The sequence below is a fragment of the Paenarthrobacter sp. NPDC089988 genome (genome assembly GCF_044748465.1).
GTDB lineage: Bacteria > Actinomycetota > Actinomycetes > Actinomycetales > Micrococcaceae > Arthrobacter.
Genome location: NZ_JBIVGD010000010.1, coordinates 1 through 24,741 on the forward strand (window position 1 = coordinate 1; position 24,741 = coordinate 24,741).

The 24,741-nt window shown below is 65.1% G+C and carries 18 protein-coding genes; 5 read left to right on the top strand and 13 right to left on the bottom strand.

The window, feature by feature from the left end; genetic code table 11:
- Positions 1 to 586: 586 nt before the first annotated feature.
- The 3 genes from tyrS to ACIPV6_RS12940 form a co-directional block, all read right to left on the bottom strand.
- A complete protein-coding gene (gene tyrS / locus ACIPV6_RS12930) occupies positions 587 to 1,897 on the bottom strand; it encodes a tyrosine--tRNA ligase (protein ID WP_400271268.1) in 1,311 nt (436 codons plus the stop codon).
- 37 nt (positions 1,898 to 1,934) lie between these two features.
- Entirely contained in the window at positions 1,935 to 4,163 is a 2,229-nt protein-coding gene (locus ACIPV6_RS12935; RefSeq protein WP_400271269.1) for an AAA family ATPase, read from the bottom strand.
- A 121-nt stretch (positions 4,164 to 4,284) separates the two neighbouring features.
- Complete coding sequence (locus ACIPV6_RS12940) at positions 4,285 to 4,935, bottom strand: DNA-3-methyladenine glycosylase (protein ID WP_400271270.1); 651 nt, start codon at positions 4,933 to 4,935, stop codon at positions 4,285 to 4,287.
- A gap of 82 nt (positions 4,936 to 5,017) precedes the next feature.
- On the opposite strand from ACIPV6_RS12940, the gene ACIPV6_RS12945 reads away from it, so the two are divergent.
- Complete coding sequence (locus ACIPV6_RS12945) at positions 5,018 to 6,514, top strand: AlkA N-terminal domain-containing protein (protein WP_400271271.1); 1,497 nt, start codon at positions 5,018 to 5,020, stop codon at positions 6,512 to 6,514.
- Positions 6,515 to 6,825: 311 nt separating this feature from the next.
- On the opposite strand, the gene ACIPV6_RS12950 is transcribed toward ACIPV6_RS12945, so the two are convergent.
- The 9 genes from ACIPV6_RS12950 to argC form a co-directional block, all read right to left on the bottom strand.
- The gene (locus ACIPV6_RS12950; protein WP_400271272.1) at positions 6,826 to 7,578 is read right to left on the bottom strand and encodes a maleylpyruvate isomerase family mycothiol-dependent enzyme; all 753 of its coding nucleotides are present in this window, start codon (positions 7,576 to 7,578) and stop codon (positions 6,826 to 6,828) included.
- A 77-nt stretch (positions 7,579 to 7,655) separates the two neighbouring features.
- Positions 7,656 to 9,071 (bottom strand): argininosuccinate lyase, encoded by a 1,416-nt coding sequence (gene argH / locus ACIPV6_RS12955; RefSeq protein ID WP_400271273.1) that lies wholly within the window; start codon positions 9,069 to 9,071, stop codon positions 7,656 to 7,658.
- Complete coding sequence (locus tag ACIPV6_RS12960; protein ID WP_397324072.1) at positions 9,068 to 10,273, bottom strand: argininosuccinate synthase; 1,206 nt, start codon at positions 10,271 to 10,273, stop codon at positions 9,068 to 9,070. Before ACIPV6_RS12960 ends, argH begins: the two co-directional genes overlap by 4 nt.
- Positions 10,274 to 10,327: 54 nt before the next feature.
- A complete protein-coding gene (locus ACIPV6_RS12965; RefSeq protein WP_400271274.1) occupies positions 10,328 to 10,864 on the bottom strand; it encodes an arginine repressor in 537 nt (178 codons plus the stop codon).
- Positions 10,864 to 11,865: an ornithine carbamoyltransferase gene (argF, locus tag ACIPV6_RS12970; protein WP_400271275.1), complete on the bottom strand. Its 1,002-nt coding sequence runs from the start codon at positions 11,863 to 11,865 to the stop codon at positions 10,864 to 10,866. Before argF ends, ACIPV6_RS12965 begins: the two co-directional genes overlap by 1 nt.
- A complete protein-coding gene (locus ACIPV6_RS12975; protein WP_400271276.1) occupies positions 11,862 to 13,136 on the bottom strand; it encodes an acetylornithine transaminase in 1,275 nt (424 codons plus the stop codon). Before ACIPV6_RS12975 ends, argF begins: the two co-directional genes overlap by 4 nt.
- Entirely contained in the window at positions 13,133 to 14,074 is a 942-nt protein-coding gene (gene argB / locus ACIPV6_RS12980) for an acetylglutamate kinase (RefSeq protein ID WP_400271277.1), read from the bottom strand. The genes ACIPV6_RS12975 and argB overlap by 4 nt, the downstream gene beginning before the upstream one ends.
- A gap of 8 nt (positions 14,075 to 14,082) precedes the next feature.
- Positions 14,083 to 15,249: a bifunctional glutamate N-acetyltransferase/amino-acid acetyltransferase ArgJ gene (gene argJ / locus ACIPV6_RS12985; protein WP_400271278.1), complete on the bottom strand. Its 1,167-nt coding sequence runs from the start codon at positions 15,247 to 15,249 to the stop codon at positions 14,083 to 14,085.
- Complete coding sequence (argC, locus tag ACIPV6_RS12990; RefSeq protein ID WP_400271279.1) at positions 15,246 to 16,277, bottom strand: N-acetyl-gamma-glutamyl-phosphate reductase; 1,032 nt, start codon at positions 16,275 to 16,277, stop codon at positions 15,246 to 15,248. The genes argJ and argC overlap by 4 nt, the downstream gene beginning before the upstream one ends.
- Positions 16,278 to 16,438: 161 nt before the next feature.
- Between argC and ACIPV6_RS12995 the strand changes: the two genes are divergently transcribed.
- The 4 genes from ACIPV6_RS12995 to ACIPV6_RS13010 all read left to right on the top strand — a co-directional run bounded on the left by ACIPV6_RS12995 (position 16,439) and on the right by ACIPV6_RS13010 (position 24,030).
- Positions 16,439 to 17,527: a fatty acid desaturase family protein gene (locus ACIPV6_RS12995; protein ID WP_400271280.1), complete on the top strand. Its 1,089-nt coding sequence runs from the start codon at positions 16,439 to 16,441 to the stop codon at positions 17,525 to 17,527.
- Between the two features lie 85 nt (positions 17,528 to 17,612).
- Positions 17,613 to 18,578 carry a quinone oxidoreductase family protein gene (locus ACIPV6_RS13000; protein WP_400271281.1) on the top strand — a complete coding sequence of 322 codons (966 nt, stop codon included), beginning with the start codon at positions 17,613 to 17,615 and terminating at the stop codon, positions 18,576 to 18,578.
- Positions 18,579 to 18,686: 108 nt separating this feature from the next.
- Positions 18,687 to 22,643, top strand: a complete 3,957-nt coding sequence (locus ACIPV6_RS13005) for a Pls/PosA family non-ribosomal peptide synthetase (RefSeq protein WP_400271282.1) — start codon at positions 18,687 to 18,689, stop codon at positions 22,641 to 22,643.
- 52 nt (positions 22,644 to 22,695) lie between these two features.
- Positions 22,696 to 24,030 (top strand): M1 family metallopeptidase, encoded by a 1,335-nt coding sequence (locus ACIPV6_RS13010; RefSeq protein ID WP_400271283.1) that lies wholly within the window; start codon positions 22,696 to 22,698, stop codon positions 24,028 to 24,030.
- Here the strand turns inward: ACIPV6_RS13010 and ACIPV6_RS13015 are convergent.
- The gene (locus tag ACIPV6_RS13015; protein ID WP_400271284.1) at positions 23,991 to 24,674 is read right to left on the bottom strand and encodes a 4'-phosphopantetheinyl transferase family protein; all 684 of its coding nucleotides are present in this window, start codon (positions 24,672 to 24,674) and stop codon (positions 23,991 to 23,993) included. The genes ACIPV6_RS13010 and ACIPV6_RS13015 overlap by 40 nt on opposite strands.
- Between the last annotated feature and the right edge of the window lie 67 nt (positions 24,675 to 24,741).

Consider the following 24,741-nt stretch of genomic DNA (forward strand, 5'->3'; position numbering starts at 1 on the left):
TTGGCACACTATTGAGTTCTCAAACAACAGACACTAACCGGCACCACCAACCAAACGACTGGATCGCTCCGGAGCAACTTTTCAAACTTACCCGAACCAGCCACACAAAGCAAACCAGCCCGAACCCCCACCAACAACCAGCAGCACACCAAAAGCGCCACCGGAAACCGGCCATTTGAAAGGGAGAATGTCACCATCAATTCCGCATCAGCGGCGGCAACTCGAATAACTTTACACACCCCAAACCCAACAAACAAATCCCAGCACCGTGAAGACCGTCACACAACACAACCACCACCAACCAGCCACCACAGCACCCAACCCAACACCCGCCGTCGAACCCCAAATAGACACCGAACAAAACGGCCAGCGAGAGAGCATCCGCCGCAAACAGGCATTCCGTGAGAGAGCGATCCCGAAAACGGGCCAAAAGGTGAGAGAGCATCCGGCGGAAAGGGCGATTACGTGAGAGAGCGTCCGGAGGGGGAAGCCAGCGACGCACTTTCTGCACGAAAAAGGCCGGCAACCACACGGGTTACCGGCCTTTCACAACAAGAAGGACAAACAGGAGCGGAACAGGGGGCGGCTAGGCGGAAACCTCTACCGTCGCCAGGTTCTTCTTGCCGCGGCGCAGCAGGAGGTACCGGCCGTGAAGCAACTGGTCCTGGCCAATGACGGCATCAGGATCGGAGATCTTGGCGTTGTTCACGTAGGCGCCGCCTTCTCCCACGGTGCGGCGGGCAGCAGACTTGCTGTCCGAGAGGCCGGAGGCAACCAAAAGATCGATGATGCCCAAAGAGTCGCTGCCGATCTTGGCGGACGGGAGTTCCGCAGTTGCGGCAGCGAGGCTTTGCTCGTCAAGTACGGTCAAGTCGCCGTTGCCGAAAACAGCTGCGGATGCCGCGATGACCTTCTCCGTCGCGTCAACACCGTGAACCAAGGACGTGACCTCGAAGGCAAGCTTTTTCTGGCCTTCGCGTGCGAACGGACGTTCCGCCACGGCCTGGCCGAGCTCCTCGATCTCGGCACGCGTGAGGAACGTGAAGACCTTGAGGCGATCCACCACATCGGCGTCGGCCGTGTTCAGCCAGAACTGGTAGAACGTGTACGGGCTGCACATTTCGGGATCGAGCCAGATGGCGTTGCCTTCGGACTTGCCGAACTTGGTGCCATCGGAGTTGGTGATGAGCGGCGTACCCAAGGCATGGACACTCTTGCCTTCCACCTTCCGAATGAGTTCGGTGCCGCTGGTGAGGTTGCCCCACTGGTCGGAACCGCCGGTCTGCAGCGCACAGCCGTAGTCCCTGAAAAGCTGGAGGTAGTCCATGCCCTGCAGGATCTGGTAGCTGAACTCGGTGTAGCTGATGCCCTCGTCGGAGTTGAGGCGCGACGCCACGGCGTCCTTGCGGAGCATGGTGCCCACACGGAAGTGCTTGCCGATTTCGCGCAGGAAATCGATGGCGCTCAGCGGCGCCGTCCAGTCAAGGTTGTTGACCATCCTTGCGGAGTTTTCACCCTCGAAACTGAGGAAACGGCGAACCTGGCCTTGAAGGTACCCGACCCACTCGGCAACGGTGTCCTTGGTGTTCAAGGTGCGTTCCGCCGTCGGGCGCGGGTCGCCGATCAGCCCGGTGGAGCCACCCACGAGACCCAGGGGCTTGTGGCCGGCCAACTGCAGGCGGCGCATCACCAGGAGCTGGACGAGGTTGCCAAGGTGCAGTGACGGAGCCGTCGGGTCGAAGCCACAGTAATAGGTGATCGGGTCCCCCGCGAGCAGCTTTTCCAGTTCCGTTTCGTCAGTGGAAACGTGGACCAGGCCGCGCCATTTGAGCTCCTGCCAGATGTTGGCAAAGGCGGGATCGTTCTGTTGGGACTCGAGGCTGTTTACATGTGACACGGGTTCTAAGTTAGCAGGATTGCCCACGCTGTTTTTCCTAGCGTTCGATGCCGGCCGGGAGGGGCGCGGCGGTGATGAGGCGGAGGCGCTGGGTTGGCCGGGTCATGGCGACGTAGAGGTCGCCCACCTTGCCGTGCTCGTGGTTGAGCATGGCGGCAGGTTCCAGCACCACGACGCCGTCGAATTCGAGGCCCTTGGCTTCCTTGGGGCTGATGACCACGATGTCTTGCTCGTAACTGCCGGCACCCGTGCCGATACGGCGTCCATAGACCTCACGGAGGGCTGTTGTGGCTTGCGGAAGCAGCGGCCCGTCGGCAATCACGGCGAGCAGGCCGCCGTCGATCGCTTCGATTTCCTCGGGGAGTACTTCCACCAGGCGCGACACGATGGCATCCGCATCCACGCGGTCGACGATCGGCGACCATTTGCCCTCCCGCACGGCCTTGGGGGCGGAGACAACCAGCCCGGCACGATTGGCCATGCGTACGGCGGCCTCTGCGATCTGGGACGGCGTGCGGTAATTTACCGTCAGTTCCTCAAGCGTCCAACGGTCACCAAACAACGGCGCCAGCGCGCTTTGCCACGAGTTGGCACCGGCCGCGGCGCTCGTCTGGGCGATATCGCCCACGATCGTGAACGACTTCAGCGGGCAGCGGCGCACCAGGAGCCGCCACTGCATGGGCGAGAGTTCCTGGGCCTCGTCCACAACGATATGACCAAAGGCCCACGAACGGTCGCTGGTAGCCCGCTCAGCTGCCGTGAGACGGCCTTCGCGCTCCTGGTTCTGGTCCGCCAGTTCCTCGGCGGTCATGAGGACGTCCACTCCCATGGCTTCCATGTTGGCGAGGGTCTGCTTGGCGTTGGCGAGGTCGCGGGCACGGTCCGCCTCCTGCTGCGCCAATCCGCGGCCGGCTGCCGGATCCAACTCACCAAGCAGTTCGGCAGCCTCGTCCAGGAGAGGAACGTCGGCTTCGGTCCACGGGGCGTCCGCCGGCCGCTGCAGCAGCAAGCGCTGCTCCGGCGTGAGGTGCGGTGTGCAGGCCTCCAGGATCTGCGGCTTGCTGAAGAGCTCCGAAACGAGTTTCTCCGGCGTCATTGGCATCCAGCACAGGTTGAGCATGATGCGCACATCGCGGGCGGTCCGGACGTCCTCGGCGAGGTACGCGCGGTCGGCGTTGTTGCCGATGTTCGCGGCTTCAACCTGGTCCGTGAGTTGCTCGGTGAGTTCGCGGAGCAGGATCTTGATGAACGTCAGGCGGGCCTCGTTGTGCGGCTTGCCGGTGGCGCGCGCCTTGTCACGGGCGCGCCGGACCTGCCGCTCGGTGAGGGTCAGCTTGCGCGAATCGACCTCAAGGATCCGGTCCTTGCCGGGGGTCCGCTGCCGGTTGGCCACAGCGTTTGCCACCACGGTGGCCATGTCCAGCTTGCCCTTGAGGGCGGCGATGTCCGCATTCTCCTCAGGGATGGCGTGGATGCCCGGCATGAGCCGGCCGAGGCTCGCCATCACCACGCCGGTCTCACCGAGGGAGGGAAGGACGCGCTCGATGTAATGCATGAACGACGACGACGGACCCACGAGCAGCACGCCCGCACTCTTGAGGCGGTCACGGTGGGTGTAGAGCAGATAGGCGGCACGGTGCAGGGCAACGGCGGTCTTTCCCGTTCCGGGACCACCTTGGACAACCAATGCGCCGGAAATCGACGAACGGATGATCCTGTCCTGCTCGGACTGGATGGTGCCGACGATGTCCGACATGCGGCCGGTGCGCTTGGAGTTCAGTGCGGCGAGCAAGGCCCCCTCGCCCTGGAGGGAATCGTCGTCGGCCAGCATGTCTGCATCCAGGACGTCATCTTCGATCGCCTTGACGTCGCGGCCCTGCAGGATCAAATGACGACGACGGCGCACGCCTTGGCGGTCGAACGCGGTGGCCTGGTAGAAGTGGCCGGCTTCGGGGGCACGCCAATCCACCATGAGGCGCTGCAGATCCGCCGTGGACAGCCCGATGCGGCCGATGTACTGGGCTTCGCCGGAGTCCAGGTCCAGTCGGCCGAAAACCAAACGATCGTCGACGGCGTCGAGCTGGGCAAGGCGGTCCTCGTACAGTGCAGCGAACGCGTCACGTTCCGAAACGTTCTGCATGGTTCCCACGGCACCGGCCTTTCGCACCTGCGCCAGTTGGGTGCGCTTCTCTTCGCGCAGCTCATCGAGCCGGGCATACAACCCGGCAACGTATTCCTGCTCGTGAACCAAATCAGCGTCGTGCATCGAAACCGTAACCCCTATCGCAAAAGACAGACCGTCCATTCTACAGCGATTTTGGTGAACGCGTGGGGTACAAGCCATCGGGTGGATAGCCGGCGCGTCGACGGGGCGTCGTGGCGTTGGATCACGCGGTGGAGGGCCGGGTGCGCGGCCGTGCGGCTTTGTAGCGGGAGACCGTGGGATCGTCCTCGATCCAGAAACGCCAAGGATACTCCGTGGTCCCACCCGGACCGGCAACGCCCACCCTCGGTCCGCTGGCGACGGCAGCCGCCGGGGACTCAGGCAACCACAGGCTGAAAGGTGCCGCGAGCGCGTCACGGCCTGAGTCCGCCGTCGTAAGCCCCAGCGCCGAAGCGAGCCGGGCGGGTCCACTCGCCAGGTCATTGTGCGACTTCGACGCAGGGCGGCGGACCGCGGCCAACTCTTCGCCTGCAACGATCTCGCCGGCGCGGAGCAGCAAAGCGGATGGAGCCCCCTCCGGCCCGCAGACAATGTTGGCGCAGTAGTGCATGCCGTACGTGAAATAGACGTAGAGAAATCCCGGTGGCCCGAACATGGGCGCGTTCCGGGCGGTCCGGCCTCCGTAGGTGTGCGAGCCGGGGTCCGGATGGGCCGAGTCGCGCGGACCCATGTACGCCTCCACTTCGGTGAGCCGGACTGACACGGGACCAGACTCCGAGTGGTGGGTGAGCACCGCTCCGAGGACCAGCGGCGCGAGGGTCCGCGGGTCTCCTGAGAGGACGTCGCGGATGCCCTGTGTGTCTGTAGCTGTCATGTCTCAGACCTTAGCAACCAGGCTCCGCGGTCATGTCCGATTTCCGCTAGCAGCGGTGTCCGCCGACTGACAGGATGGAGCCATGGACTTCTGGCAGCGCTACAGGGCAATCGACGCCCGCGATCCCCGCTTTGACGGACAATTCTTCACGGCGGTCCGTTCCACGGGGATCTACTGCCGGCCGTCGTGTCCGGCCAGGACGCCCAAAGCCGAGAACGTCACCTTCTACGAAACCTCGGCGGCCGCGCACGAAGCCGGTTACCGGGCATGCAAGCGCTGCCTGCCCGAGGCCGTCCCCGGCACGCCGGCATGGAACCTCCGCTCCGATGTGGCCGGCCGGGCCATGCGGTTGATCAACGACGGTGTTATCAGCCGTGAAGGAGTGGACGGACTGGCCCACCGGCTGGGGTACTCTGCCCGGCAGTTGAACCGGATCCTGAGCCATGAACTCGGTGCCGGTCCCCTGTCCTTGGCGCGTGCCAGCCGGGCGCAGACGGCCCGGACGCTCTTGGTCTCCACCGACATGCTGTTTGCCGACGTTGCCTTCGCGGCCGGCTTCAACAGCGTCCGCCAGTTCAACGACACCATTGGCGAGGTTTTCGCTATGACTCCGACGGCGTTACGCGCCAGTGCGCCAGGCTTGGTTCCGCGACGCGGCGACGAAACGACGCCGCCAGCAACGCTGACCCTGAACCTGCCCTACCGGGAACCCTTCGATCCTGGCATCTTCGACTTCCTGGCCGTGCGTGCGGTTCCCGGGATCGAGGCGGCCGGCGTTGGGCCGGACGGACGCCGTCATTATTCCCGGACCCTCCGGCTCCCCCGCGGCGAAACCACGTTTACCGTGACGTACGTTCCCGACGGCGCAGGCATCAGGTCCCGGCTGCAACTTGCGGCAACTGTTGCCGACCTCCACGACCTTCCGGTCCTGCTGAGCCGGGTCCGTCGCCTGTTCGATCTCGACGCCGATCCGGTCGCCATCGATGAAGCCCTCGCGGGCGACCCGCGGCTTGAACCGGGCGTCCGGGCCGTCCCAGGGATCAGGCTTCCCGGTGCCGTGGATCCCCAGGAGCTGCTGATCCGGGCCATGATCGGTCAGCAGATCACCGTGGCTGCGGCACGAACGGCCCTCACCCAATTATCGGCTGCAGGGTCACAGTTGGAGAGTGGCGGCAACGGCCTGCACCGTTTGTTTCCGACGGCGGCACAACTCGCCGAGCACGGCAGGGACCTCCTCCGTGGACCGCAGAGGCGGATCGATTCCGTGGTGTCTGCGGCCACCGCGATGGCCAACGGCACCCTCGATTTCGGCTACGGCGACGACGAAGCGAGCCTGTCACTCAAGCTGCTGTCTCTCCCCGGTGTTGGACCGTGGACAGTGGGGTACGTGTCCATGCGCGTGCTCGGAGCCCCTGACGTTTTTCTCGGCAACGACGCCGCGGTGCGCAACGGATTGAAAGTGCTGCCGCCCGCTTCGCGTGGGGCGGCTTCGGAATTAAGTCCGGACTTCCGGGAAGTCAGTCCGTGGCGCTCCTATGCGGTCATGCACCTGTGGCGCGCCGCCGCCGCGAAACGCTAACCCCACCCCCGGATGCTCTCTCACCAAACCGCCCGTTTCCGCCGATCCTCTCTCACCAAACCACCCCACCCTCGGATGCTCTCTCACCAAACCGCCCGTTTCCGCCGATCCTCTATCACGTAATCGCCCGTTGCCGCCGATCGTCTATCACTTCCCTGAAGCAAGTGAGAGAGGGACCCACCCAAACAAGCGATCGGTGAGAGAGGGATTCCCGAAAAGGGCGATTACGTGAGAGAGGGATTCCCGAAAAGGGCGACTACGTGAGAGAGCGTTGGAGTTTGGGGACGGGGGTCGGGGGTTTGGGGGTGGGGTTAGTGGGCCGGGGTTTGGGGCTGGGCGGGGACGCCGCCGGGCCAGGGCAGGAGTTCGGGCAGGTCCACTCCATCCGCGGCGGCCGTCGCGCGGAGGGAACCGAGGCTTGGTTCGCGACCGGCAAGCCATGCCGCGATATCCGTCAGCATTCCCGTGATGGCAATGGAGGTACCCCCGCTGCCGATGGTCTGCGGAGCAAGGCCCGTGGGCTGGAGGACAAACCTGTACTGCTGCGGTACCCGTGCAGCCAGGAAGCCGAAAAGATGTTCACAGAAGGGCTTGCTCCACGTCTCGGGGCCGTAACCGAGCCCCAGGTCCGCGGCGTGGATGACCAGTTCGCGCCACAGCGCCAGCCCGCCGTCGAGCACTGTACCGTCCCGATAGGTGATGCGCGCCTGCCAGCCGTCCGGTTCCAAAGCGTCGAACGCACCAACCGCCGACTCCACCGCAGCGGTGACGGACGCCGTGTGCTCCGCGAGGCTGTGTCCCGCCGCCAGGTTGATCGCCTTGGTGCGGCCTTCCATGCCGCCGTCGTACAGTTCGATCTTTTCCCCGCGATCCGCGTACTCCAGTTGCCTGGCCATGGCGTTCGCTATCCCGGCAAGGTGCGCCAAGACGTGTCCGCGGGTCCAGCCGGCAAGTTCGGAGGGTTCCGCGACGGAGGTTTCGTCCATTTTGGTCAGGAGGCGGGTGACGGTGCCGGCGGCTTTGTGAAGCTCTGCGGGCAGCGTCTCAGGGGTGATCTGGGTCATAGCGCCATGCTAACGCACAGTTAAACGCAGAGCGGGATGGCACCAGGAGGTACCACCCCGCTCCGGGAGGAGAAGCGCTAGGACGCGTAAGCGCGTGCAGCGTCCAGTTCCGCTTCGAGGGCAGCAAGCTGGCGTTCGACGGCGGCTGGTGCCGTTCCGCCTTGCGAGTTGCGGCTGTTGAGCGAACCTTCAGTGCTCAACACAGAGCGGACTTCGGGCGTCAAGTGCTCCGAAATCGCGGCATATTCTTCGTCCGTCAGGTCCCACAGTTCCACGTTGCGGCTCTCGGCCTGCTTGACGGCAGCGCCGGAGAGTTCGTGGGCTTCGCGGAACGGCACGCCCTGGCGGACAAGCCACTCGGCAATGTCCGTAGCCAAGGCGAAGCCCTGCGGCGCCAAGGATTCCATGCGTTCGGTGTTGAACTTCAGCGTCGCGATCATGCCGGAGACCGCAGGAAGCAGCAGTTCCAGGGTGTCAGCGGCGTCGAACACCGGCTCCTTGTCCTCCTGGAGGTCCCGGTTGTACGCGAGCGGGAGGCCCTTGAGCGTGGCCAGCAGACCGGTCAGGTTGCCGATGAGTCGCCCTGCCTTGCCGCGGGCCAGTTCGGCGACGTCCGGGTTCTTCTTCTGCGGCATGATGGATGACCCCGTGGAGTAGGAATCATGCAGCGTCACGAAGGAGAACTCCTTGGTGGCCCAGAAGATGACTTCCTCGGAGATCCGGGACAGGTCCACACCGATCATGGAGCACACCCAGGCAAACTCGGCGAAGACATCGCGGGAAGCGGTGCCGTCGATCGAGTTGTGGACTGCCGAGTAGAAGCCGAGGTCCGCGGCTACAGCCTCGGGGTCCAGGCCGAGCGAAGAACCGGCCAAAGCGCCGGAACCGTACGGCGAGACACCGGCACGCTTGTCCCAGTCCTGGAGGCGCTGCACATCGCGCAACAGTGCCCAGGCATGGGCCAGCAAGTGGTGGCTCAACAGCACAGGCTGGGCATGTTGCAGGTGCGTGCGGCCGGGCATGGCCACACCCGGGTGCGCCTTTGCCTGCTCAACCAACGCATCGATGGTGGCCAGGACTCCCTGCGCGATGATCCGTGCGTGGTCACGCAGGAACATCCGGCCAAGGGTTGCCACTTGGTCGTTGCGGGAACGGCCGGCACGGAGCTTGCCGCCAAGCTGGACCCCAGCACGCTCGATGAGGCCACGTTCCAGCGAACCGTGGACGTCCTCATCGCTCTCGGCCGGAAGGTAGGCGCCGCTCGCGACATCCTCATCCAACTGGGTGAGTGCGGCAAGCATGCCCTCAAGCTCAGCGTCGTCCAGCAGTCCGGCCTTGGCCAGCACGCGTGCGTGCGCCTTGGAACCGGCAATGTCGTAGCGGGCCAGCCGCCAGTCGAAGTGCGTGGACTTGCTGAGTGCGGCCAGGGCATCCGCGGGGCCGCCAGCAAACCGGCCGCCCCACAGTGCACCTTCGTTTGTTGCCGACGTCATTCGCCGGCAACCCGCAGGTCGCGACCCGAGGCAACCTTGGAGGACATGCCCCACAGTTCGATGAAGCCGCGGGCCATGGACTGGTCGAAGGTGTCGCCGGTGTCGTAAGTGGCGAGGTCGAAGTCGTACAGCGAGGTGTCCGAACGGCGGCCGTTGACGATTGCCTGGCCACCGTGGAGGACCATGCGGATGTCACCGGAAACGTACTTCTGGGTGTCCTCGATGAAGGCGTCCAGGGAGCGCTTCAGCGGGGAGAACCACTGTCCGTCGTAGACCAGCTCGGCCCAGCGCTGGCCGACCGTTGCCTTGAAGCGGGCCTGCTCACGCTCGATGGTGACGTCTTCCAGGTGTTTGTGGGCCGTGATCAGCGCCATGGCTCCCGGAGCTTCGTAGATCTCGCGGGACTTGATGCCCACCAGGCGGTCCTCGACGACGTCGATGCGGCCGACGCCCTGGGCACCTGCGCGGCGGTTCAGCTCCTGGATGGCCTGCAGCGGGGTGACCTTGACGCCGTCGATCGCTACCGGGACACCGGCCTGGAAGGAAATGGTGACCTCATCCGGTGCCGGTGGGAACTCCGGGGTGGCGGTGTAGTCGTAGATGTCCTTGGTGGGGGCGTTCCAGATGTCCTCGAGGTAACCGGTCTCGACGGCGCGTCCCCAGACGTTCTGGTCGATCGAGTAAGGGTTCTTCTTGGTGGTCTCGATCGGCAGGCCCTTTTCCTCGGCGAAGGCGATGGCCTTGTCACGGGTCAAGGCGAGGTCACGGACGGGTGCGATGCACTTCAGGTCCGGGCCGAGGGTCTGGATGCCCACTTCGAAGCGGACCTGGTCGTTGCCCTTGCCGGTGCAGCCGTGTGCCACGGTAGTTGCGCCGAATTCGCGGGCGGCCTTGACCAGGTGCTTGACGATCACCGGCCGGGAAATAGCCGAGACCAGCGGGTAGTGGCCCTGATAGAGCGCGTTCGCCTTGAGGGTGGGCATGGCGTATTCATTGGCGAACTCGTCGCGGGCGTCCGCAACGTAGGCCTCGACGGCACCGCAGCCCAGGGCGCGCTGGCGAATGGTCTCCAGGGACTCGCCGCCTTGTCCAACATCAACGGCGACGGCGATGACCTCGGCGCCGGTGGCTTCACCGATCCAGCCGATTGCTACGGACGTATCGAGGCCACCGGAGTAGGCCAGAACAATGCGCTCAGTCACGAGAGTGCTCCTTTGTGTGTTGCTTGTTTGTTTCTAATGCTTGAAGAAAATCAGTCAGTTGCCTGGTCCGGCTTCTTCGGCCAGCCGCAGGAAGCGGGCAGCGAGTTCCGCCCCGCCGTCAGGATCCCGGGACACCAACATCACAGTGTCATCGCCTGCGATCGTACCCAATACCGACGGCATCACGGAGTGGTCGATTGCCAGGGCCAGGAAGTTGGCCGCCCCTGGAGGCGTCCGGAGCACTGCGATGTTGGCCGAAGCTTCCGCCGTCACCAACAACTCCCCGCACAACCGGGTGAGGCGCGCGTCCAGGATTTCCTGCGTGACGCCACTCTTGGCGTTCCGGTCTCCCCCTTCGCCTGGAACGGCGTAAACCAACGCGCCGTCCTTACCGCGAACCCGCACAGCGCCCAGTTCCACCAGGTCCCGCGACAACGTCGCCTGGGTGACCTGGACGCCGTCGTCCGCCAGCAGCGCCGCGAGCTCTGCCTGAGACCGGACGGACTCGCCTGTCAGGATGGCCGTGATGCGGGCCTGGCGGGCGGTCTTGGTGGCCGGGCTCGCGCCCGGTACCGAAGGATTGGTGGACACTAGAACGTGCTCTCGCCGGTTCCTTCGACGGGGGCCAGTCCGTCGACGAAGGCCAGGCCGGATCGGTGCATAAGCCAGGCCATGAGTGCTTTCTGGGCATGCAGGCGGTTCTCTGCCTCGTCCCAGACGATCGACTGCGGGCCGTCGATCACGCCTGCGGAGATCTCATAACCGCGGTAAGCCGGGAGGCAGTGCAGCACGACGGCGTCCGGCGCTGCCTGGCCCATGGCAGCCTCGTCCACGGAGTACTCGCGGAACAACTGCATCCGGGCCTCCTTCTCCGCTTCCTGCCCCATGGACACCCAGGTATCGGTGGCAACGACGTCGGCACCCTTGAGGGCCTCCGCTGCGTCGCTGGTGATCAACACCGAACCACCGGTTTCAGCGGCACGCTCCTTCGCGGCGGCCACGATCTCCGCGGCCGGCAGGTAGCCCTCCGGTCCCGAAATCCGCACGTGCATTCCTGCGGTGACACCGGCCAGCAGGTAGGAGTTGGCCATGTTGTTCGCGGCATCGCCGAGGTAGGCCATGGTCAGTCCGGACAGCTCGCCCTTCTGCTCCTTGATGGTCAGGAGGTCGGCGAGGAGTTGGCAGGGGTGGTAATCGTCGCACAGGGCGTTGATCACGGGGACCTTGGAGTTTTCCGCCATGGCAACCAGGCCCGCGTGGGCTCCGGTGCGCCAAACAATGGTGGACACCATGCGCTCCAGGACCTTGGCGGTGTCCTCCACGGACTCCTTGTGGCCGATCTGGGCCTCACCGGGGTTAATGATGAGGGCGTTGCCGCCCATGTCCGCAATGCCCGTGGCGAAGGAAACCCTGGTCCGCGTGGACGTCTTGTCGAAGATGACGGCGACGGTTTTCCGCCCATTGCCGTCCGCAGCGAAGGGCTGCACGCTGTACGGCGCAGCCTTCATGCGGACCGCGAGTTCCAATACCTCGGCCTGCTCGGCAGGAGTCAGGTCCGTGTCTTTGAGGAAGTGCCGGGTGGAAGTGGTCACTGTGCGTCCTTAGCGTTAGAGGCTGTGGCTGTACTGGTGGCAATAAGCCCAGGCAACGCGGCCAGGAAACGGTCAGCCTGTTCGATGGTCAGGATGAGCGGCGGGGCCAGGCGGATGGTCCTGGGACCTGGGCTGTTGATGATGAAACCGGCGTCCAGAGCTGCTGTGACCATCGCAGGAGCGATGTCCGCACTGAGGTCGAAACCGATCAGCAAACCTTCGCCGCGGACTTCGGTCACGCCCTCGACGGCGGCCAGTCCCGTCCGCAGGTGCTCCCCTGCAACGTTCACGTTCTGGAGGACGCCCTGGCTTTCGATGGCGTGCAGCGTAGCCAGCGCGGCGGCCGTGGCCACCGGGTTTCCACCGAAGGTGGTGCCGTGCTGCCCGGCGGTGAGCAGGGCCGACGTCGTGCTTCCAAAGGTCAGCAGCGCGCCGATCGGGAAGCCGCCGCCCAGGCCCTTGGCGAGCGTGATGGCGTCGGGGACGATGCCCGCACCGTCGCTGGCCAGCCACTTGCCCGTACGGCCTATACCCGTCTGGACTTCGTCCAGGATGAGGAGTGCACCCGCAGCCGTGGTGGCTTCACGGGCCGCCTGCAGGTACTCGGCGCTCAGTGGACGCACGCCCGCTTCGCCCTGGATCGGTTCAAGGAAGACAGCCGCGGTGGAATCGTCGACGGCGGCGCGCAGCACTTCGATGTCGCCGAACGGGATATGGACCACGCCACCGGGCAACGGCTCGAAAGGCGCACGGTAGGCTTCCTTGGCCGTCAGCGCCAGGGCGCCCATGGTCCGGCCGTGGAAGGCACCTTCAAGGGCAATGATCTTGGTCCGCTTGCCGTCGCCGCTGTTCCGGCGGGCCAGCTTGAAGGCGGCCTCGTTGGCTTCCGTCCCGGAGTTGGCGAAAAACACCTTGGAACCGGCAGGTGCGTTGCTGATGGCAAGCAGCTTTTCGGCGAGCGCCACCTGGGTGGGGCTCGTGAAGAAGTTGGAGACGTGGCCAAGGGTTGCCAGTTGGCTTGAGATAACCGAGGTGACGAACGGGTGGGCATGGCCCAGTGCATTCACGGCGATCCCACCCAGGAGGTCAAGGTATTCCTTGCCGTCGGCGTCCCAGACCAAGCAGCCGGCCCCGCGTACAAGGACACGCTGCGGGGTGCCAAAGACGCCCATGAGCGAGGTGGAGTAGCGGGCCAACCAGTCCGCGCCGCTGCTGTGCCCGGTGATGGCGTCGGCCGGAGTTTCGACCACTGCTGCTTCGTTGGTGCTCATGCGTTCACTTCCTCGTCGGGTACTACTTGGGTGCCGATGCCGGCCGTCGTGAAGGTCTCCAACAGCATGGAGTGCGGCAGGCGGCCGTCCACGATGTGCGCGCGTTCCACGCCCTCGTCGATGGCTTTGAGGCACGCGGCCATTTTGGGGATCATGCCGGATTCCAGGCGCGGCAGCATGTCCCGCAGCTCACTGGCTGTCAGGGAGGAGATCAGCGAGGACTTGTCCGGCCAGTTTGCGTACAGGCCTTCCACGTCCGTCAGGATGACGAGCTTGGTGGCACCCAAGGCAGAGGCCACGGCGGCTGCAGCAGTATCTGCATTGACGTTGAGCACCTGGCCCGTGGTCTGGTAGCCGGTGCCTTCGTCGGTGATCTCGGGGGCCACCGTGGAAATAACCGGGATGCGGCCGGCGTCGAGAATGTCCTTGATCCCGGCGGGATCGACTCCCACTACTTCGCCCACGAGGCCGAGGTCCACTTCTTCCCCGTCCACCACGGTGCCGGTGCGGACAGCGCGCAGCAGCCCGCCATCCTCACCTGACATGCCAACCGCGTAGGGTCCATGCGAGTTGATCAGGCCAACGAGCTCGCGGCCCACTTGGCCCGTGAGGACCATGCGGACTACGTCCATGGCTTCGGGAGTGGTGACGCGGAGGCCGCCCTTGAACTCGGATTCGATGCCAAGCCGGCCCAGCATCGAGTTGATCTGGGGGCCGCCACCGTGGACCACCACGGGGTGGATGCCCACGTGGTGCAGGAACACGATGTCCTCGGCAAAGGCCCGGCGAAGATCGTCGTTCACCATGGCATTGCCGCCGTATTTGATCACCATGGTGGTTCCGGCAAAGCGCTGGATCCACGGCAAGGCTTCGATCAAGGTTCCGGCCTTGTCCTGGGCGGCACTCATGGAGGTGTTCTCGCGGGTGTGTGCGGTCATGGTCACCCTTAGCTCGAGTACGCGCTGTTCTCATGCACGTAGTCGTGCGTGAGGTCGTTGGTCCAGATGGTCGCCTCGGCGTCACCGGCCTGGAGGTCGATTTCCACCAGGACTTCACGCGGTTCGAGGTCCACCAGGTTGCGGTCGTCGCCGATGCTTCCGTTGCGGCAGATCTGGATTCCGTTCATGGAAACGTTGAGCTGGTCGGCCTCGAAGACAGCGTCGGTGGTGCCGACTGCGGAGAGCACACGGCCCCAGTTGGGGTCCTTGCCAAAGATCGCGGCCTTGAAGAGGTTGGACCGGGCCACGGAACGGCCAACGATTTCGGCATCGCGTTCACTGGCCGCGTTGAAGGTGCGGATGGCGATATCGTGGCTCGCGCCCTCGGCATCGCCGATGAGCTTGCGGGCCAGTTCGGCGCAGACGCTGGTGACGGCTTCACTCAGTTGCTCCGCCGACGGCAGCGCCTCGGACGCACCGGAGGCGAGCAGCACCACGGTGTCGTTGGTGGACATGCAGCCGTCGGAATCCGCACGGTCGAAGGTGACGCGCGTGGCGTCCCGGAGGACGACGTCGAGTTCGTTGGACGGGACCTCCGCGTCGGTGGTCAGCACCACCAGCATGGTGGCCAGGCCGGGAGCCAGCATGCCGGCGCCCTTCGCGATGCCGCCGACGGTGAAAGCCTTGCCTTCGGCGTCCTGGCCGGTGAACACCGCTTCCTTGGAGACGCTGTCCGTGGTCATGATGGCGGTTGCTGCTGCGGCGCCGCCCTCCTCGGAAAGCTCTTTGAAGGCCGCTTCCACACCCCGCAGGATCTTGTCCATGGGCAGCTGCTCGCCGATCAGTCCGGTGGAGCACACCACGACGTCGGAAGCTGAGACTCCCAGCACTTCTGCCACTTTCTCTGCCGTGGCATGGGTGTTCTGGAAACCCTGCGGACCGGTACAGGCATTGGCGCCACCGGAGTTGAGGACCACGGCGTCCACCCGGCCATCGCTGACCACCTGGCGGGACCAGTGAACGGGCGCCGCCGCGACGCGGTTGGATGTGAACACGGCGGCAGCTGACTTGAGCGGGCCATCGTTGACGACCAGGGCGAGGTCCGGGTTGCCGGAAGCCTTGATGCCGGCTTTGATGCCTGCGGCCCGGAATCCCTTGGGGGCGGTAATGGTCACGGTGCTACTCCCTGCAGGTTGAGGCCGGCCGTTTCATCCAGGCCGAGGGCAATGTTCATGGACTGCACGGCACCGCCGGCAGTTCCCTTGGTGAGGTTGTCGATGGCGCACGTGACGATCACGCGGCCGGTGTGGGCATCGAAGGCCAACTGCATCACTGCGTGGTTGGAGCCCTGGACAGACTTGGTGGTGGGCCATTGGCCCTCGGGCAGCAGGTGCACGAAAGGCTCGTCGTCGTAGGCGTCGGCCCAGGCCTGCCGCAGCTCCTCCGCGGTGACACCGTGGCCAACCTTGGCAGTCGCCGTCGTGAGGATGCCTCGGCTCATGGGCGCCAGCGTGGGAGTGAAGGAAACCGTCACCGGCTCCCCCGCAGCGTTGGACAGACCCTGTTCGATTTCCGGCGTGTGGCGATGACCGCCACCCACGCCGTAGGGACTCATGGAACCCATGACTTCGGAACCGATGAGGTTGACCTTGGCGGCCTTGCCGGCACCGGAGGTACCTGAGGCGGACACAATGACGACGTCGTCCGTCAGCAGGAGGTTGCCGGCGAACCCAGGCGTCAAGGCGAGCAGGGCCGACGTCGGGTAGCAGCCCGGGACCGCGATGCGCTTGGCGCCCTTCAGCGCATCACGCTGGCCCGGCAGCTCGGGCAGGCCGTAGGGCCAGGTGCCTGCGTGCGCGGAGCCGTAAAACTTTTCCCACGCCGCGGCATCCTGCAAGCGGTGGTCAGCTCCGGCGTCGATGACTACCGTGCCCTCGGGCAGTTGGGCAGCGATCTCCGCTGACGCGCCGTGCGGCAAGGCGAGGAAGACGACATCGTGACCCGCCAGGTTGTCTACGGTGGTGTCTTCCAGGATCCGGCTGGCTAAACCATGGAGATGCGGCTGCAACTCCCCTAGTCTGGAACCGGCGTTGCTGTGCGCGGTGATCGCGCCGATGGTGACGTTGGGATGGTTCGCCAGCAGGCGCAGCACTTCTCCCCCGGCGTAGCCGCTGGCACCGGAGACCGCAACAGAAATAGTCATGACACCACCATACAGCAAAACTATTCATGGTTGCTGATATTTATGCATGCCGGGGAGAACCTCATTTGGTGCAGCCCCGTATGCTTATTGAAGGGTGATCCAGACCGGGCAGACCGAACGTCGGCTGCCACGTTGCCCGTTATCGATACGGGGCACATTCCATGGCACCCACATCCACCGCTGAGCGCCCCAAACCACGCGCAATTCAGCCGAATCCCGTCGTACAGAGCTATTCAGAGCTCCTTAAGAGCGTCAAGAAAGCCGGACTCCTCGAGCGCCGCAGCGGCTTCTACGTTTGGGTGTTCACGGCCTTGGTTCTGCTCATGGCAGGTACGTGGCTCGGCTTCGCTGTCCTGGGTGAGTCCTGGTACCAGCTCCTCATCGCCGCAGCCGTGGGCATCCTCTGCACGCAGCTGAGCTTCCTTGCCCACGAGGCAGGGCACAAGCAGGTCTTCGCCTCGCGCCGGGCGAACGACTGGTCCGCCCGGCTGCTTGCCACTGGCGTGGCCGGCATCAGCTATTCCTGGTGGGAGCAGAAACACGGCGCCCACCACAACCATCCCAACGTCATCTCCAAGGACCCGGATATCCGCAACAACGCCCTGGTCTTCCATGAGGACGCGGCTGCCGAGCGCAAAGGGCGCCTGGCCTTCCTGACGCGGCGGCAAGGGTGGTTTTTCTTCCCGCTCCTGACCCTTCTGGGACTGAGCCTGCAATTCGATTCCCTGCGCTTCGTTTTCGGAAAGCAGAAAGTGCGGCACCGCTGGGTGGAAACCCCCATCCTGGTTGCCCGCCTGGCAGGGCTGCCCGTACTGGCATTTACTTTCCTCCCCATCGGCATGGCCTTCGCGTTCCTGGGTGTCCAGATCATGGTTTATGGCTTCTACATGGGTGCGTCCTTTGCACCAAACCACAAGGGCATGCCGGTCCTCCCGGCAGACAGCCGCGTGGACTTCCTGAGCCGCCAGGTCCTGACCTCCCGCAATATCTCGGGCGGGCGCTTCATGGACTTCCTCCTTGGTGGCCTGAACCGGCAAGTGGAGCACCACCTCTTCCCGGACATGGCACGCCCCCAACTCCACCGCGCAGCAGGAATAGTGCGGGCGTTCTGCGCCAAGCACTCCATTCCCTACACGGAAACCTCGTTGCCCCGGTCCTACGGCATCGTGGTCAGCTACCTCAACGAAGTGGGCCTTGCAGCCGGGCGCGGCTTCGACTGCCCGGTCGCGTCGACGCACGGACGCCGCTAGCAGTTCGACACGTCAGGTGGCATGCTCCCTAGGATGGAAACCGGAACCGGGCACCGGAAGGACCGCCCCGGAGTAAGGAGCCACCATGACGCACGCAATCGTTGCACAGCAGCCCGGAGGACCCGAGGTCCTTGAATACGCCTCCGTCGAGCCACCGCAGCCCGGCCCCGGACAGTTGCTCATCAAGGTTGCCGCCGCGGGGGTCAACTTCATCGAGACCTACCAGCGAAGCGGCATTTATAAGGTCGAATATCCCTTCACCCCGGGTGCAGAGGCTGCCGGAACCGTGGAAGCAGTGGGCGAGGGCGTTGAGGACTTTGCCGTCGGGGACAGGATCGCCACGGCGGAGGCCTCCCGGACGTACTCCGAGTACGCCCTTGTGGACGCTGCGAAGGCACTGCCCGTGCCGGATAAGGTGGATGACCACACGGCAGCCGCGCTACCCCTCCAAGGCATCACGGCCCACTACCTTATGAATTCTTCCTTCCGCGTAGAGCCCGGGCACACGGTCCTCCTGCACGCCGGCGCGGGAGGAGTGGGCCTGCTCCTGACGCAGTTATTGAAGGCCCGGGGCGCACGGGTGATCACGACTGTTTCTTCGGACGAGAAAGCGGACCTGTCGAAGCTGGCAGGCGCCGACGAGGTGCTGCGCTACGACGGCTTCGCGGACAAGGTCCGCGAACTCACCGACGGCGAAGGCGTGAACGTCGTGTACGACGGCGTCGGCAAGGACACGTTCGACGATTCGCTCAAGAGCTTGCGCATCCGCGGTTCATTGGTGCTTTTTGGAGCGGCCTCCGGCCCGGTACCACCGTTCGATCCCCAGCGCCTCAACGCAGGCGGATCCCTCTCCATCACCCGCCCCACCATGGGCCACTTTGTCCAGAACACCCATGAGCGCCGGTGGCGGTCCACTGAAATATTCGAAGCCGCAGCGAACGGAACCCTTTCTGTGCGGATTGGCGCTACCTATCCGCTGGCGGAAGCCGCCCAGGCCCATCGGGACCTGGAAGGCCGCAAGACCGCCGGTAAGGTGCTGCTGCTTCCCTAGCCACAGGGAAACGTTCGGTTACTGCCAAACGAACTGCTGTGCAACAAATTGTGACGAGCAGGAAACGTCAGACACCTATTGTTCACCTTTCTGGGTAAAGCTGGGCGGGTGAGCATAGATCAACCTGGCGCAGCCGCGGATTCACATGCCCTGGCCGCCTACCGTCCCCAGTTCCCGGGGTCGTCAGCAGCACCCGCCGAACGTACCCTCGTGGACATCCTGGAAGAGACTGCACAGTCCTTCCCCGAATCATCAGCGTTGGACGACGGCCAGAAGTCACTGAGCTACACCGAATTGCTGGCCGCCGTCCGTACCTTCTCCCGGGCCCTGAACGAGGCTGGGCTGGGCCGCGGGGACAAGGTGGGTGTCCGCATTCCGTCGGGCACCAATGAGCTCTACATCGCCATCCTTGGCATCCTCATGGCCGGTGCCGCCTACGTTCCGGTCGATGCAGACGACCCCGAGGAGCGCGCCAAACTGGTTTTCGGCGAAGCCAAGGTGGGCGCGGTCATCGGCGCGGGGCTGTCCATCAACGCCACGGATCCCTCGCGCGGACCCGTCCAGGGCCTCAGCAAGCCGGGCCTGGACGATGACTCCTGGATCATCTTTACGTCAGGTTCAACGGGCACCCCCAAGGGCGTGGCCGTCAAGCACCGCTCCTCAGCCGCCTTTGTGGACGCAGAAGCCCGCATCTTCCTGCAACCCGAACCGATCGGACCCCAGGACCGCGTCCTGGCTGGATTGTCGGTTGCCTTCGACGCATCCTGCGAGGAGATGTGGCTTGCCTGGAGGCATGGTGCGTGCCTGGTCCCGGCTCCCCGCGCGTTGGTCCGGACGGGCATGGACCTCGGACCATGGCTGATCAACCACGGCATCACGGTGGTCTCCACGGTGCCAACCCTTGCGGCCCTCTGGCCCGCCGAAGCCCTGGAAAACGTCCGCCTCCTGATCTTCGGCGGCGAAGCCTGCCCGCCTGAACTGGCCGAGCGGCTCGCTGTGGACGGCCGCGAGGTGTGGAATACCTATGGCCCCACTGAAGCCACGGTGGTGGCCTGCGCTGCACCCTTGGGAGGCCCGGGCCCGGTCAGGATTGGCCTGCCCCTGGACGGGTGGGACCTGGCCGTCGTGGATTCCGCAGGCGTTCCGGTGGCCGAAGGCGACGTGGGCGAGTTGATCATCGGCGGCGTGGGCTTGGCCCGGTACCTGGACCCCGCCAAGGACGCGGAGAAATACGCGCCCATGCAGACGCTGGGCTGGGAGCGGGCCTACCGCTCGGGGGACCTGGTCCGCTGCGAGGCCGAGGGCCTCATCTTCATGGGCCGCGCCGATGAACAGGTCAAGCTCGGTGGCCGGCGGATCGAACTCGGCGAAGTCGATGCCGCCCTCCAAGCCCTGCCGGGTGTGGCCGGTGCAGCGGCGGCCGTGCAGACAACCGCCGCCGGCAACCAGATCCTGGTGGGCTATCTCGCCGCGTCCGACGGCGTCAGCTTGAACCTGGACGACGCCCGGAAGGCGCTCGGCGAAAACCTGCCCGCAGCTTTGATTCCCCTGCTCACGACGGTCGATACCTTGCCCACCAAAACCAGCGGCAAGGTCGACCGCCATGCGCTGCCCTGGCCGTTGGCCGGCGCGGCTGCTGCCGAACCCGGCGATGCTCCCCTGAACCTGCCCGACGACGCCCGCTGGGTGGTGGAGCAGTGGGAGTCTGTCCTGGGCAGCACCGTGGGCTCCCTCGATGCAGATTTCTTCGCCTATGGTGGGGGCTCACTGGCGGCAGCCCAGCTGGTTTCCGCGTTGCGCGTCAGGTACCCCACCATCACGGTGGCCGACATCTACGCCACACCGCGCGTCGGGGCGCTCATCGACGCGGCCCGGCAGTCGATTCCCGACGGCGGCGCACCCGGTCCGGCCGCTGAGCGCACCGTTCGTCCGACGGCCGTTAAGTCGCAGATTTTCCAGGTCCTGATGGGCGTCCCGCTACACATCCTTGTAGGCATGCGTTGGCTGACCTACCTGATGGCCGCCAACCGCCTCCTTGCCGATTTCGCGGGGTTCGCCGCGGCACCGGTGGTCTCATGGTGGTGGATCGCTGCTTCATGGCTCGTCTTCGTCAGCCCCTTGGGCCGCATGGCCATCTCCGTAGCAGCTGCCCGGCTGCTCCTGCACGGCGTCCAACCCGGCACGTACCCACGCTCCGGAAAAACCCACCTGAGGCTTTGGCTCGCGGAGCAGATCCAGGACCTGTCCGGAGCCATCGGCCTGGCCAGCGCACCTTTCGTTCCGTACTACGCCCGGGCTCTCGGAGCAAAAATCGGACGCGACGTCCACCTGCATTCCCTGCCCCCAGTGACTGGCCTCTTGTCCCTGGGCAGCGGCGCAAACATCGAACCCGAAGTCGATTTGTCCGGCTGGTGGGTGGACGGCGACTCCGTCCACATCGGCCAGATCCACGTGGGCGCCGGAGCCGTAGTGGGCTCCCGGAGCACCCTCATGCCCGGCGCCACCATCGGCGCGGGCGCCCACGTCGAAGCCGGCTCGGCCGTACTGGGCAAGGTCAAGTCCGGGCACCTCGTTGCCGGATCGCCCGCTGAGCGGCGGGGCAAGGCCAAGCACGAATGGCCCGAACTGGTCCACCAGCGGACCCTGGGCGACAGGCTCTGGTTCTCCGCCTTCGCCGGGGCCTCCGCGCTGCTGGCACTGATCCCCTACGTCTCGGCCTTCGTTGGCGCACTGGTGATTCTCGCCTTCATCCAAGGCCACGAATCCCTCGAAAGCGCCGTTCCCCAGATCCTGGCAGCCCTCCCGCTGGCCGCCTTGGCATGGTTCTTTGCCAATTTCCTCCTCATCTTGATCGTTGCGCGGCTTCTGGGACTTGGCCTCAAGGAAGGCTACTACCGCGTCCGGAGCCGCGTCGGGTGGCAGGTCTGGGCCACCGAACGCCTCCTGGACATGGCCCGCGACCTTCTCTTCCCCATTTACGCGAGTCTGTTCACGCCGATCTGGCTCCGCCTGCTCGGCGCCAAAGTGGGCAAAAACGTGGAAGCGTCCACGGTCCTCCTGGTCCCCCGCATGACCACCATCGGGGACGGCGCCTTCCTGGCGGACGACACCATGGTGGCCTCCTACGAACTCGGTGGTGGCTGGATGAAGATCGCCCCGGCCAAGATCGGCAAGCGATCCTTCCTGGGCAACTCGGGCATGACTGCGGCGGGCCGGAACGTCCCCAAGAATTCGTTGGTGGCAGTCCTGTCCGCGACGCCGGCCAAGGCTAAATCCGGCACGTCATGGCTCGGCAGTCCGCCCGTGAGGTTGCGACGTACCGCCGTAGACGCAGACCAGACCCGCACGTTCCAACCACCGTTCAAGCTGAAACTTGCCCGTGCGCTGTGGGAGTTGTGCCGCTTTGTGCCGGTGGTGCTCACCGTGGCCATCGCTGCAGGTTCCATGCTGGCCTTCGACGCGATCGCGCAGCTTTGGGGCTACTGGGCGGCTGCCCTGCTGGGCGGAGTGGTCATGCTGGCAGCGGGAGCTGTGGCCGCGTTGAGCGCAATCGTCGCCAAATGGGTGCTGGTAGGCACCATCCGGATTGGTGAACACCCCCTGTGGAGTTCGTTCATCTGGCGCAACGAGGTTGTGGATACCTTCATCGAGATGGTCAGCGCTCCTTGGTTCGCCCGCTCGGCCGCCGGAACCCCCGCCCTCGTGTGGTGGCTCCGCGGCCTCGGCGCGAAGATCGGCCGGGGAACCTGGTGTGAGAGCTACTGGCTGCCGGAGGCGGACCTTGTGACCCTCGGCGAGAACTCCACGGTCAACCGTGGCTGCGTCGTCCAAACACACCTCTTCCACGACCGCGTCATGAGCATCGACACCGTAACGCTCGGCACCGGTGCCACCATGGGTCCGCACGGCGTCATCCTCCCCGCCGCAAGTGTGGGCGACGGCGGAACGGTGGGACCGGCGTCGTTGGTTATGCGGGGCGAGACCGTTCCGGCCGGAACCTATTGGATGGGAAATCCCGTGAGCCCCTGGGAGGGTCCGGCCACCCAGGCCGCAGGACTCAAGTAGATTGGGCAGACCGCAAAGAGCGAAACAACCAGGATTGAGGCCAACGGACTTTATGACCGCAGCGATCACGAACACCGTCGACCCCTACACCCTCAACCACGGCAGCACGAGCTACCGGGTTGACAGGTATGAGCTGGACCTTGACGTGCGGCTGGGCAGCAACAGGTTGATCGGACGGGCCATCTTGCGTTGCACCGCGTTGGAAGCCATGAGCCAGGTTGTCCTGGATCTCGTGGGCCTGCGGGCCTCAAAGATCCAGTTGGATGGCAGGAAGGTCCAGAGGTTCAACCAGCGCAGCGAACACCTGGTGGTCACTCCCACGGCACAGCTCCGGCCCGGCCAGCACTTCGTGCTGGACATCCGCTATGAAGGCAACCCGCAGCCGCGGCGTGGGCTGTGGGGGGAAATCGGCTGGGAGGAGCTCACCGACGGAGTCCTGGTGGCAGGCCAGCCGAACGGTGCCGCGTCCTGGTTTCCCTGCAACGACCATCCCCGGAGCAAGTCGAGCTACCTTATTTCCGTCACCACCGACGACAACTACCGGCCGGTCTGCAACGGCCGGCTGGTGTCCCGCATCCGGAAATCGAGCCGCGAGACCTGGGTCTATGAACATGCCCAGCCCATGGCGACATACCTGGCGACGGTGCAGATCGGTCGTTACGGCCTGATTCCGCTGAACGCCAACGACACCCACCACCGCGTGCCACAATTCGCGGCCGTCACGGCGGGCCTGGCCGAAGACGCACGGAATGGCCTGCGCCGGCAGCCGGACATGATGCGGACCTTCGAGGATTGCTTTGGCCCCTACCCCTTCACCGATTACACCTCTGTGGTGACCGATGACGAACTGGAGATTCCCCTTGAGGCCCAGACCCTGTCCATCTTTGGCCGCAACCACATGCGGGACACGTGGGAAGCCCAGCGCCTGATCGCCCACGAGCTATCGCACCAATGGTTTGGGAACTCACTGACGGTGGATAACTGGAAAGATATCTGGCTGCACGAGGGCTTCGCGTGTTACGCCGAATGGCTGTGGTCGGAGGAGTCTGGGACCATGAGGGTCTCCTCGCGCGCGCTGGCCGCTTGGAAGAGGCTCGCCGCCAGTCCCCAGGACCTGCTGGTGGGCGATCCCGGCCCCGAACTGATGTTCGATGACAGGGTTTACAAGCGCGGCGCCCTGGCCGTGCACGCCCTTCGCGTCAAGGTGGGGGACGATGCATTCTTCGGTTTCCTCCAGCACTGGACCGCGGCCAACCGCCACGGTTCGGTGTCCACAGTGTCATTTGTGGCCGCCGCGGATTCGTTCATTCCCGGCCTGGACGCCGGTGCTGTACTGGGGCCGTGGCTCTACGAGGCAGCGCTTCCGCCGCTTCCCTCACCGCGGTAGTCCAGGCATAGCGCGGCGACCAGGCCTTCCGGCAGTGCCCGTCCGCCTATGGTATCCACGTCCTGTACGCCCGGACGGTCCAGCACGTCCACTTCTGCCGGGCTTCGCCGTAGGCCTTCCCCGGTCATCTTCAGCCAGGCTTCCTTCCGTGCCCACAGCCGCGCACGTTGGGTGTCCCTTTCCTCTTCCGGCGCCGCGTCGATCAGCCTGCGTTCCCCCGCAGTCAGGGCAACGCCGTCAAAACCTGCAAAGCCAACCCGGCTTACCGCTTCAAGGTCCACTCCCAGCCGGAGGCCTTCCGCTGGATGTACGACGCCGGCCAGCAGCACCCAGCCCGACGCCCGGGAGGCGCTGAGCACCAAAGGCGCCGGACCGCCGTCGAGCATGAATCCGGGCCGGCCGTGATCCTGGCCGGGGCCGCACTGCGGGCAGTCGAAGTGCGGCGTGAGCCGGGACGAATCCACGGCCAGCAGCTCCGCCGCGAACAGACGCAATGCGATCCGACCGGCAATAAAGCCATCCCGGTCCTGCGCGGATGCGAAACGCGCCGCACGTCGTTCCCCCGCCCTGCCCAAAACCATGGCACGCGGAGTGTCAGGGAGTGCCACCTCCCCCAGCTGGAGCAGCCTCAAAACCGGTTCCATTTCCACCCCTCTTAAAGCAACGCAGGGTCACTTACGGCCCAATAATCCCTTCGGAATGGGCCGCGAG